Consider the following 12,368-nt stretch of genomic DNA (forward strand, 5'->3'; position numbering starts at 1 on the left):
TCGTTATACTACTGTTTAGGTAACCTGATAATAAAAGTAGAACCTTTATTCTCCTCGCTTCTAACGCGTACTACACCCTTATGAAGTTCTACAATCTGTTTAACTGTTACAAGTCCGAATCCGGCACCCATCAGTGGTGCGCCGGGTCTCTGAATTTTGGTAAATTTATCGAACAATCTCGGAATATCTTTTTCCGGAATTCCAATGCCCGTATCAGTAATGTTAAATTCGACTTCCCTGCCGTGATCAACCAGAAAAAGAAATATTCTGCCCCCTTTGTTAGTAAACTTAATTGAGTTGGACATAAGATTATAAATTACCTGACCAATTCTTGCCCGATCTGCAACAATATTAATTTCGTCTTCAGGAAAATCTTTTGAGAGATGAATTTCTTTTTCGGTCAACTGTTTTTGATACAAATCAATTATTTCATGAAAAAGATCCGCGAGATTAAAGCTTTCCTTTTTCAGCTCCTCCTCTCCCGATTCCAGTTTTGAAAAATCGAGGACATCATTAATCAGTTTGGCAAGTCTTTTTCCTTCGCTAAGAATAATCTCGTTGAACTCCCGGGCCGTCTCTTTCGGAAGATCCGGGTCGGAAAGTATTGTCTCTGCGAAACCGACGATTGAGGCAAGGGGTGTACGCAATTCATGAGAAATATTCGAGATAAATTCGCTTTTAAGTTTATTCAGCTCCTCAAGTACATTTATTTTATGCCGGGCTCTTTCCCTTTCGATAGAGATGATCCTGTTGGCCTCAACAAGTTTTGCATTAAGGTCCCGGATTTTCTGTTCGTCGAGTTTCCGGTTTGTAATATTTCTTCCGATGCTAATCATTCCGGAGACTTCGCCGTCGCTCATCATCGGTTTTGCATGGATCTCAAAGGTAACGCTTTTATCAAACCGGTCCAGAAAAACCGCTTCAAAAGTGGTTACTTCGCTTGAACTTAAAATTCTTGTGAATGCTTCGGCTATTTTGGATTCATCTTCTTTATCAATGAACTCAAGAAAATGCTTTCCTATCATTTCTTCAGGGACATAACCAAGAGCACTTGCGCCGTTCTTATTTACAAGGCTGAAATATCCGAACCCGTTAAGAATAAATATCAGGTCGTCGGCTGTATCAATAAGCATTCTGAATTTTTCTTCGGAGTTTTCGAGTTTGAGCTGAACAATTTTCTCTTCCGATATTTCATTAATTGTTCCAACAACACGTACAACCTCGCCTTCCCTCAATATCGGAATTCCCGAATGTCTAACCCAGCGCTCTTTACCGAAACGGTCTTTCATTCTGTACTCAACCGAACAGACTTCACCTTTTCTTAGCCTGTCTGTAAAGCCGCGAAATTTATGGAAGTGATCCTGATCGATTGATCGGAGAATAAGAAGCTTGTTTTCGTAGATCTCCTGCGGAGAATAGCCGAAGAGATTTCTAACCGCGTCAGTAATAAAATGATATCTATCTCCCCCTGCATCAGTAGAATAGATGACAGTAGGAATTGTAGTTAATGCTTCTTTATAGAGCTGATCAATATCGGATTCAACCGCCGGGCCGGACTCCAGAAGTTCTTTTTTTATAGCATCGGTATGCTCGCTGATTTTCGTTTTGATTGATTTTAAATCAGGTAATTTTTCTCTACTTAAAAGGACTAAATAGAAATCGCATGAATTATTCACCAGTATTTTATCCCTGTAAATAGAGAGTAAGCCCGACTCCTCTTTTAAACGGATAAATTGTTTAGATTTATAGAGGTCGGCTAGAGCCGAATTCTTATCGGCAATCAATTTATTAATTGCGGCAATATTCCCGTTTTCAATATCAGTTAGCCCGATATCACACAAAATCGAAAAGGATTTTTTCCCCTTTTTAAATAGATAACCCGCATCAAATCTGATTGACGATTGAATACCGCGGAGTATGTCTGCAAGTCTACCGGTCATTCATAACTTTCATAGTTGATATAAAACCGATCTTAAAATAATAAAATCATATGAGTAATAATATAACATAGTTCAAGCGTTGGAACGGGGCTTTTGGAACAGGTATATGTAAAATAAAAGACACAATACCGAGGCCATTATCCAATATCCGTATTGCTTATCCAGCTCAACGGTCAGAGAGCCTAAAAGTGGACCGGCAATTGTACCTAAACCGTACATCATCACAAAGAAACCGTTTGCCTGTGCCATATATTTTTTATTCACCTGTTCGACTGTGTAATTTAATCCAACGGTATAAAACGCGGGAACAATTCCTCCCATTGCAAAAAAGGCTATTAACAGAGTAACGAATTCTTTAACTGCGACAGGAATCAGAAAGAGTAGCGCAAGGATAGAAGAGATGTAAAGAAGAAGCCGGTGTTTGCTCAACTTATCGGCGATCGAACCGATTACATAAAGTAAAACAATTCCTCCAACGACAAATGACGCAAGAAAGATCGAAACTTCCTCAGTTCCAAACCGGTTCCTTAAACCGTACATCGGAAGAGCAACTATAATAGAGGATTCGAAAAGCCCATATACAATTCCGGCCAAAAGACCGATAACGGGCATTCTGGAAAGCGGCATCTTTTCCGGAATTTCTTCGGATGATTTAATTCTAAAGTCGTCCAGTATAAGATACTCGAAAATCAGTACTACAAACATTATCAAAGCTCCGATAACGAAAGGAACCCAATCTGCTAAATTAATTGTCCATATCAATAGCGTACCCACAGCAACCCCCGCGGAAAGCAGAACAACATAAAGACTTATGTTTTTACCCCGATTGGAATCATTGCTATAGTGATTAATCATAACCTCGGTTGAAACAAAAATAAACGTGCCTCCGATTCCCATTAAAAATTTTATCGGATATAAAAGCGGGTAAATAAACCAGAAGACGTGCGCAACTGCGCCGAGCATCCAGATAATCAATCCGGCGAGAAGGACTCTTTTTACACCGAGTTTATCGATTAATCTTCCTGTAAAACGGGAAAACAGGGCTATACTCAGGTAGCCAGTCATAGTTGTAGAGCCGGTAATAAAACTCGACGCTCCCGCCTGTTCAAGAAGCAGAACAGTAACAGGGGTTATCAGACCGAATCCAATTCCTCCAATCCCGATACCGACTAAGGCAAGATAGATATTCTTGTTCATAAGAATTTATAATGACACGCTAAAATAGTTCAAGGTAAAATAAATAAACAATTATTCGGCAAGCTTTATTATAATTGCGGTAGTAAAAAGCAATTTTATATTATTTATGGAAAACAGAAGAAAACCGCTTTTGCTCGCGCCGGCCGGCAACTGGACAATGCTCAACACAGCTATTAGTGCCGGAGCCGATGAAATCTATTTCGGCGTGAAAGACCTTAACATGCGGGCCAAAGCAAACAACTTTGATATATCCGAGCTGCCGGAGATCGTTTCCGCGTGCCGGGAAAAGAATGTTAAAACACATCTTACGCTCAACAGCATAGTATTCGAGCACGAACTTGAACAACTCGACCGCATTGTGAAAGCCGCCAAATCCGCCGGCGTTGATATGATAATCTGCTGGGACCATGCGGTTATAATGAAATGCCGGGAATACGGAATTCCTTTCTGCATAAGCACTCAGGCTTCTATATCCAACTCTCAAGCAGCACTGTATTTCGAAAATCTCGGTGCCGGAAGGGTAGTTCTGGCTCGCGAGTGTACTCTTGATAAAATAATTGAGATAAAACAGAAAACCAATGTGGAAGTAGAAGTTTTTATTCACGGCGCTATGTGTATTGCTGTCAGCGGAAGATGCTTTATGAGTCACGAGATATTCGATAAAAGCGCCAACCGCGGAGAATGTATTCAACCCTGCAGAAGAGAATATGAGATCATCGACAAGGACGATAAGTACTCTATGATAGTCGGAGAGGATTATATACTGTCGCCAAAAGACCTCTGTACAATAGGGTTTATAGATAAACTTATTGAAGCCGGAATTGACGCGTTCAAAATTGAAGGAAGAAAGAGAAGTCCGGAGTATATTGGTAAAACCGTTTCGGTTTACAGAGAGGCGATTGAGAGGTATTTTTCGAATACTCTTTCGCGGGAAAAGAAAGAGGATCTGGAAAATGAATTGAAGAAAGTCTATAACCGGGGATTCTCGCCCGGATTTTATTTGGGTCAGCCGGGTTCGGAAAGTTATGCCAAAAGTTACGGAAGCATAGCAACGACAAGAAAAGTATATGCGGGTAAGGTGGTTAATTATTATAAGAAAAGTAAAATTGCTCAAATCAAGATTGAAGCTGAAAAAATTTCGAGCGGGGATTTAATTTATATTACCGGCAATACTACCGGAAATCTGGAAATATCCGTCGGTGAAATTTATAAAGACGATTTGCTGATTGCTACCGCTGAGAAAGGGGATAACGTAACAATTCAATGCGGAGAGAGAGTCCGCGAGTTTGACAAAGTATATAAAATTATTGAGCTGGAGAGGTGAGATTATTTCCAGTTTAATGTCGGCGGTTTATTGCCGGAAACATTAAAGCTTGCCAGTGCGTCATCGAGTGCTGTGAAGGTTTTAAAAACCTTGTCCATTCTCGTTAGAACAAATAATAACGAAGGGACTTCCTTGTTATAAACAAGTCTTAAATCCCCGTTAAGTGAATTTACTTTTTTAAGAATAGCAACCATTGCGCCGAGGAAAGTTGAATCGATATATTCGCAAATACTCAGGTCAATAATTATTTTATGTGAACCGCTGTTTACAATGCCGCTAACATATTCTTTAAAGGTAACCGCTTTGGCCAATGTCGCCCTCGTCAAAAAGACGTGAATGACCATCACATCACTGAATTTTTCCGACTTGAATTCCATTCTCTAAAAATAAATTGTAGTTTGTTTTCGGGGGTTCAATATATGAATTTATGGCCTAATTTAAAACCGGGTGTTTAGAATTGCCTTCCTAAATCACTCTCTAAAAAAAATTATTCGATAATTTCAATACAGAACCAATCCAAGGAAGAATAGGGAGACAAGTTTGATGAAACTTGATTTTAAAAAAAAGAAGGCGAAGGACCTTCTTAAACTTACTTTCCCTTCGCCAGCCTTAAGGACTAAGTCCTTGATGTGTGTGTGTTTAAGTATATGCAATTCGAATGCCACAAGCCGGATTTTAATTCTACCAAGAAAAAACATCTAAACGAGTCAATTAATGGGGTTTTTTAAAATTATAATCAGCTGTTGAATAAAGATCGGTGCGAATATTTTTCGTTCTATCTGAAAATTATGCGAGGCTTAAAATCTGATCGGGATTTTAAAATTAAGGTTAAGGTTTCCTCTTTCGCCTGAAAAAGTGACTCTCTCTTCCCCTCCGTTAGTTAAAACTTCATCCCTGTCATTAAAGATCAGCAGATCAATCTGGCTGTAAATCCAGATCAGTACGTAAGAGGCAATAAGAACATTTCTGGTTTTATAAGAGCTGTTAAATGAATCATATTTAGCCTGGATCAGATTCCTGTTAATCTCGTTTATATATTCTTTCTCTTTTTTATTTGAATCGAAAATAAAATAGATCATTGCTGCAAGATTTGCGGATGATGCCGCAGTAAGCAGATATCCCTTTGTTCCGCTGTTATTGGATATCTGTCCCCATCCCGGGACAAAAATATTTTTTAGTATTGCGGTTTTGTAAGACGGATCGGTCAAATACTTCTGCGTCTGATCCGTAGTGTCCTTTGTAGTTGACTCCGGTTTCAATGATTTAACAAAATCGGTTTTCACATTTTCAAAAATTGTAATAAGGCGTGGAGAAATTTTCGAGGGATCGGGTATAAAATTATTGTCGACCTTTAAAATCTCGAGGAAACTATTCTGGGCCGAAGACTCATCCCCAATCGAATAAAACGATACAACTCTCATCAAGTAAACTTCTATTCTCAACGAATCGGAAATCCCGCCCTGCTTTATCAATGTATTAGATAGATTGATAACTTTTTCATATTCAAACGCTTCATATTCATCTTTAACCTGATTGAACGTAACTTCCTGTGCCGTAATTACAGCGGTTAAAAAGAAGAAGAATATAATTATCAGTTTTTTTGTCATTTGATAAGGATCATTTTTTGTGTTTGAATTGATCCGGCGGTTTTCTTAAAACTATCCCCGCTGATTTTAAGTGTGAGGAAATAAATTCCGCTGGGAACTTTACTTCCGTTTGTATCCAGACCGTTCCATACTTTTGTATGCGATCCGGCTTTTGCAAATCCTTTTTCCAGGTTTATTACGTGTTCGCCGAGCACCGAGTAAATATCGAGAGAAATATTTGATCCGTCCGCAAGTTCATACTGAATATTCGTAGATGGATTAAATGGATTGGGATAATTCGGATAGAGTTTATGTGATAACGGAATGACAGATGTCTCATCCTCAACTGAAGTGACCTGTTCCAGGATCTCGACATAAGGCACGGTGTTGCCGGAATGACCACGGTCGGTTCTGCCACCGAAAACAGCAACGAGGCCGTTTTTATATGCAACCGCCATAAGATTTGTGCGGGCATATGTAAGGGGCGGACCCTGTCTAATTTCGAGAGTTCCATCTGGCCGGAACTCTATCTCTTCAACCGTGTTAAGGGCTCCCAGCTTCTCGTTATAACCGCCGATTATAAATCCTTTCTGACTTAAGGGATTATAAACGGCAGAACCAGCTGCGCGCACTTCGAGAAGCTGTTCGGTCAGATTCTCAAGTCTCTGCTGCGGAATATTAAATCTCTGAATAGCGTTGGTTACTCCGTTCATTACACCGCCGAATATGAAAATATTGCTCCCGACAATAAAAGTCATTCTCTGACTTAGTGTATTCGACGACGGGGATTTGAAAGTAAATCCGACCTGTTTTGTATTAAGGTTATAACCGACAATATAATCGAGCGTATCGCTCGGGTTCTGGGCATCCCCGCCGATTATATAAAAATTATCTCCTATCACCTGACCCGTGGAAAACGACCTTCCGAAATTCCTTCCCCTATCATAAACCGACGGCAGATTCGTAACGATTTTATAATCCCATGTTTCAATCGCATTTTTATCGGTAGATGATTCAACAGTACCGCCGAAATACATAATGCTGTTTTTCCATATATCTGCAACGAACTGATCGCGGGTTTGAAGCATTCGGCCGACAATAGTCCATGTATTTTTAACCACGTCATATTCCTGGATCCAATCGACGGCACTCTGGAGGGAATCCGAATACCCGCCGAAGAGATATATCTTATCACTGCCCGATGCAATATCATATACAACCTGGGCTCCCGAAACCGGATACTTCATTGTTCCAACAACTCTCCACCTGTATTGCTGGGAAGAGATCTGAAGTGTAAAGAGAAATAATATCAACAACGCGAATATTCTTACCTTCATATAAATTACTTTTTGAAAGTGAATCTGAAATTTAATGTATCCCCGCGGGAAATTGTAAAGGCCGTATCAATGTCTTTATAACTCGGGTGTTTTATTACAAGTCGGACCGGACCCGGTGCCACTCTTATCAATTCTTTTTCCGGAAGCGGTGTTGTTCCCTTAAAATCTTCATTTACATAGACATTTCCCCAGGGAGCTACTCTGCACCGGATATACCCGATTGTTGATTCCAGAGAAACCCTGAATCTTGTTGTTTCTCCCTGTATAACATTAACAACATCCGAAAAAACAGGATAATCGGGATGAACAAGTTTAATTGTATGCTCGCCTTCCTGATAAACCAGCGGTTTTGTGAATGGTGTTAACCCGATTCTTTCTCCGTCAATAAAAACTTCTGCATACGGAGAAACATTAACCAGGAGCTGGCCGTATTTTACAACGGGCACATTCTGAGATTGGTCCTGATCCATTTTATTATTCCCCTGCTCAACAAGAGGCTTATTAAGATTAGCGGGATTTACTTCATCCTGATTGATCTCATCCCGATTTATGCCGGATTCGGAATTGTTCCTTCCCGCAGTATCGGTGCTATTAGAAATCTCTTTATTCTCGGGATTTAAATTTGATTCAACTCCCGGATTCTCCAGCTTCATCATAATTATTATCAGAATTGCTACAACCGAAACAATGGCCATTAGCCATAAGAGTTTTTTCGATCTCCCGCTCTCCCTTTCATACTGTTCAACTGTCATTGTCGGCTGTTCATCGGGTATATTCAATTCGTTAAGAATTTCCCGCGCAGAATCATATCTTTTAGATAAATTTTTCTGAAGAAGTTTTGAAAGTAAATTCCCGATCTGTTCCGGTAAGTCTTTAACCTGGTTCGAAATGTTTCCCTCGTCGAATCCCATTATTTCATTTAGTGTTAAGCTAACATTCTCTTTTAAGAACGGATTCCTGCCTGTAAACATTTCAAACAAAACAACACCCGCAGAGAAGAGATCGGATTGGGGATTTAATTTTGCGCCTCGGACCTGTTCCGGCGACATATAACTCGGGGTTCCGACAATTGAATACGGATTAGTAACAAAGTTGTCCTCGGCGGAAAGAGCCAGTCCGAAATCGCCGAGTTTAAGATTAAGATTTTTATCGATGAAAATATTCTCGGGCTTGATATCACGGTGAATTATCTGGTGAGCGTGTGCAAAGTCGAGAGCTTTAAGGAGCTGAACCATCAGTTTTTCTTTCTGATCAGGCTCAAGAGATTTTGTTTTAAATATGTTGCGAAGGCTCACGCCGTCTATATATTCGAACGAAATATAAAAATATTCTTTGGCTGTTCCGAAGTCGAGAACCTTAATAATATTCGGATGATCAAGCTTTGCAAGAAGTTTTGCCTCCCGTTTAAAACGTTCCACCAACGCATGGTCGGATATTTTCTGCGTGTTGAGAACTTTAAGAATAATTTTCTTGCTCAGATAAACATGATTCGCAAGGAAAACGGCCGCGTGTTCATCTTTTTTAAGGACTTCAAGTATTTCGAATTTTTCGAACAATATTTCAGTTGTTATTCCAAGCATTCTATTGCTCGCCCATCTCCTTTAATTTGAGTTGTATCCACCTTACCGAAACATCAAGAGATTTTGCGGTAAGCGTTCGGTTGCCGTTAAATTCTTCGAGACGTTTTTTGAGAAGCAGCATTTCAAATTCATGAAGAGTCCCCTTAAAATCCGCAACATCCCTGCTGTCTTCCATTATTATATGTTCGTTTGAAATTCTGTTTGTATCGCTAAGTATCAGAGCTCTTTGAACCACATTGATCAGCTGCCTAATATTTCCCGGCCAGTAGTAATTTTCAAGTTTTTTAATTGCGGACGGGTCGATAGAGACATCTTTTCTTCCGAGTTTCCTGGCAAAGTAACTGGCCAGCATCGGAATATCCTCTCGCCTTTCACGTAACGGCGGCATTTTAATAGGAAAAACGTTCAACCGGTAGAAAAGATCCTCCCTGAACTGTCCGTCTTTTGTAAGTGAATGGAGGTCTTTATTAGTGGCCGCAATAATTCTTACATCCGCTTTTTTTACTTTGGTATCGCCGAGCCGGATAATTTCCCTGCTTTCAAGAACACGAAGAAGTTTTGCCTGGAGAGCCGTGGAAATATCCCCGATTTCGTCCAGGAAAAACGTGCCTCCTTCCGCTGCTTCGATGAGTCCCTGCTTATCCGAATTGGCGCCCGTGAAAGCGCCCTTTTTATAACCGAACAATTCGCTTTCGAGTAGATTATCCGGAATCGATCCGCAGAACTGCGCAAGAAAAGGTTTTTCCTTTCTTTTACTCAGCTGATGAATCGCTTTCGCAGCAATTTCCTTTCCTGTTCCGCTCTCGCCGACAATTAATACTGTAGCGTCTGTCTGGGCAACCTTGTAAAGGAGTTGGGAAAGGTTTCTCATAACAACGCTTGCACCGATCATGTCGGGAATTTCTTCGGTGGACTGGAGTTTGTTTGTTAGAATAATGTTTTCTTTTTCCAGTTCTTCGAGCTTCAGAATTTTATCGAGGGCTAATGAAACCAGGTTCGAGAAGAAATTAAGGAATGTGAGATTTTCTTCGGTGAATTCCCGGCGGTCCAGAGTACTATCGGCAATAATAACACCCCAGACTTTCCCGTTCCTTTTAATCGGCACACCGATCACCGATTTAATTCTGTGAATCTGAACGCTTTCAAACTGAGAAAGGTGCGGGTCGCTCATTACATCGTGATATAAGAGAGGTTTCTTTTCCTGTATTACCTTCTGAAGTATTCCCGAAGAAAACTCGCCGAGGTCTGTAATGTTTTCACTCGAGATCTTCCTCCCCGTAATTATCGAAAAATTATTTGTAGAGTCGTCGTATTTAACAAAAATCCCCCGTTCGGCATTAATAATCTTAATTACAATGTCGATTGTATCTTCAATTAAAGAATCCTGTCGGGTAGCGGAATTTAAAATCTGTGTAAACTCGTATAGAGCTTCGAACTCTTCCCTGGAAAGATTTTTAACATGGCTAATATTTTCAGTAACAAGATTTTTCATTTTGATCACTTGACAACAAAAGATGCCGGTTTAGAACGGCACCGGTTCTGGAAATCGTCCACAGCCCAGACGACCCAATAATACTCACCCGGAGAAAGGTCAAAATCGGGTGTTGTTTCCACGTCCTCTTTGGAAATATTTTCTTTGTCCCATATTGGTTGGGGAACGAGTTCGTCTGTATAAATTTCAACTTTGTATTTGAAATTGAATCCGGGAAGAAAGCGATACCATTTAAGAACAGGCTTCGTATTCACCGAGATTTTATTCAACGGTTCGCGGATTATAACTTCCTGTTTAATTATTCGCATTACATTGGTGGAGCCCGTTAAAAAAGCTTTATGGGTATTATCAATCGTAACCAGTTCAAATTTCTTGCCGATAACAATGTCGAGAGAAGTAACATTGAGATCTGCAGGAGTAAATGAACCTTCGAACATATTCAGGACAGGGCTAAAGCTTAGCTTTTTTGAAAAAGCGAGCTCATCACACTTTAAGTAGACAGTATCGATTGTGTTATCGGGATCCGATATCGATACCTGACCGTTTAATCTGCTATCCTGAACATCTGCATACCTGTTCTGAACAATTGTAAAAAGATTGAATTTGTTTATTTGAGGAATTGCGTTTAAAGAAACATCCTCCCGTTTGTTCTTCTGGCCTGCCCAAACAATTCTTACCGAATCTTTTGAATATCCATCCTTTTCAAAAATCAGGATTCCATCATTCATAACCAATTCATCCAGCTTATAATAACCGTTCTGATCTGTCTGAACGGTGAGGTTCTTATCCTTCCAGAAAACTTTTACACCCGCAATCGGTTGCTGCGGAAGAGCTGTTGTTTTTATAGTCCCCTCTATTGAAGTCAACTTGTAATCAGGGCTCGAGGGATCAAGGGGGTTCAATCTCGGTGCATCACATGAAAGTTGAGAGATAAGAACCAAAACAGCAAAAATGATTGCTAAATATTTTTTCATTAAAAAAGTCAAAAAATCACATAATAAGATAGGTTGTTTGTGCAAATTTTTCGCACCACGCAAAATTTTGTGGGTATAATATGCAGAATTTATTAGAAATTAAAAATTCAAAAATATGTTTCCCGTGAGGAAAAGTACCGCTTTACCGCTTATTCTAACCCGGTCACCAGCTTGAACACATTTTAATTCACCGCCTCTTAAAGAGACCTGATGGGCCAGCAGCTCATTTTTGCCGAGCCTTCCAGACCAGTAAGGAGTTAGTACCGTATGCGCTGAGCCAGTAACCGGATCCTCATTAATTCCAAGGTTTGGAGCAAACATCCTTGAGACAAAATCAACGTTTTTTCCGGGCGCAGTAATAATCATATGAACCGGATGAAGAGTTTTAAGCCGTTCAAAATCGGGATTATAGTTTCGAATATAATCTTCCGAATCGAAGACCAGAAATAAATATTCTCCTCCTTCAAGTATTTCAACCGGTTCGCGATCGAAACATTCAGAAATTTTATCGGGTCTTTTAGCTGGCTTCGGTTTATTCGATGGAAAATCGAGTGTAAGATATTCGCTGTTGCGTTCGACCGCAAGAATTCCGCTTCTTGAATTAAAATTTACTTTACTGCTCTCTTTTTCGAAAAAGTTGAAGATTACAAACGCAGAAGCTAGAGTTGCGTGTCCGCACAAATTAACTTCTTTAAGCGGAGTCATCCACCTTATATGATAATTCTCTTTTTCTTTTACAAAGAAAGCTGTTTCGGCCAGATTATTTTCTGCGGCGATCTTCTGCATCGTACCGTAGTCCAGCCATTTATCCAGAGGAACAACTGCTGCGGGATTACCGCCAAACAACTCACCGGTGAACGCATCAACCTGGTAAATCGGAAGTGTCATATTGTCTCCTGAAAATCTTGATCATGATCGGGATCATGCTCTTGATCATT

At 40.1% G+C, this 12,368-nt stretch carries 10 protein-coding genes; 1 reads left to right on the plus strand and 9 read right to left on the minus strand.

Features of this window, described 5'->3' with window-relative positions; genetic code table 11:
* Positions 1–8: 8 nt before the first annotated feature.
* Together PLZ15_04305 and PLZ15_04310 are read right to left on the minus strand one after the other, a co-directional pair.
* Positions 9–1,940 (minus strand): PAS domain-containing sensor histidine kinase, encoded by a 1,932-nt coding sequence (locus tag PLZ15_04305; protein ID HOI28961.1) that lies wholly within the window; start codon positions 1,938–1,940, stop codon positions 9–11.
* 72 nt (positions 1,941–2,012) lie between these two features.
* A complete protein-coding gene (locus tag PLZ15_04310; protein ID HOI28962.1) occupies positions 2,013–3,137 on the minus strand; it encodes an MFS transporter in 1,125 nt (374 codons plus the stop codon).
* Positions 3,138–3,243: 106 nt separating this feature from the next.
* Between PLZ15_04310 and PLZ15_04315 the strand changes: the two genes are divergently transcribed.
* Positions 3,244–4,461 (plus strand): peptidase U32 family protein, encoded by a 1,218-nt coding sequence (locus PLZ15_04315; protein HOI28963.1) that lies wholly within the window; start codon positions 3,244–3,246, stop codon positions 4,459–4,461.
* 2 nt (positions 4,462–4,463) lie between these two features.
* Here PLZ15_04315 and PLZ15_04320 read toward each other — a convergent pair whose 3' ends face one another.
* The 7 genes from PLZ15_04320 to PLZ15_04350 form a co-directional block, all read right to left on the minus strand.
* Complete coding sequence (locus tag PLZ15_04320; protein HOI28964.1) at positions 4,464–4,838, minus strand: STAS domain-containing protein; 375 nt, start codon at positions 4,836–4,838, stop codon at positions 4,464–4,466.
* A 420-nt stretch (positions 4,839–5,258) separates the two neighbouring features.
* Complete coding sequence (locus PLZ15_04325) at positions 5,259–6,068, minus strand: hypothetical protein (protein HOI28965.1); 810 nt, start codon at positions 6,066–6,068, stop codon at positions 5,259–5,261.
* Positions 6,065–7,384, minus strand: a complete 1,320-nt coding sequence (locus PLZ15_04330) for a kelch repeat-containing protein (protein ID HOI28966.1) — start codon at positions 7,382–7,384, stop codon at positions 6,065–6,067. The genes PLZ15_04325 and PLZ15_04330 overlap by 4 nt, the downstream gene beginning before the upstream one ends.
* 5 nt (positions 7,385–7,389) lie before the next feature.
* On the minus strand, positions 7,390–8,964 hold the full coding sequence (locus PLZ15_04335; GenBank protein ID HOI28967.1) for a serine/threonine-protein kinase: 1,575 nt from the start codon (positions 8,962–8,964) through the stop codon (positions 7,390–7,392).
* A 1-nt stretch (position 8,965) separates the two neighbouring features.
* On the minus strand, positions 8,966–10,456 hold the full coding sequence (locus PLZ15_04340) for a sigma 54-interacting transcriptional regulator (protein ID HOI28968.1): 1,491 nt from the start codon (positions 10,454–10,456) through the stop codon (positions 8,966–8,968).
* A 5-nt stretch (positions 10,457–10,461) separates the two neighbouring features.
* Complete coding sequence (locus PLZ15_04345; GenBank protein ID HOI28969.1) at positions 10,462–11,430, minus strand: carboxypeptidase-like regulatory domain-containing protein; 969 nt, start codon at positions 11,428–11,430, stop codon at positions 10,462–10,464.
* Between the two features lie 99 nt (positions 11,431–11,529).
* Positions 11,530–12,318 carry a PhzF family phenazine biosynthesis protein gene (locus PLZ15_04350; protein HOI28970.1) on the minus strand — a complete coding sequence of 263 codons (789 nt, stop codon included), beginning with the start codon at positions 12,316–12,318 and terminating at the stop codon, positions 11,530–11,532.
* Between the last annotated feature and the right edge of the window lie 50 nt (positions 12,319–12,368).

It is taken from the genome of Melioribacteraceae bacterium (genome assembly GCA_035362835.1).
Taxonomy (GTDB): domain Bacteria; phylum Bacteroidota; class Ignavibacteria; order Ignavibacteriales; family Melioribacteraceae; genus DSXH01.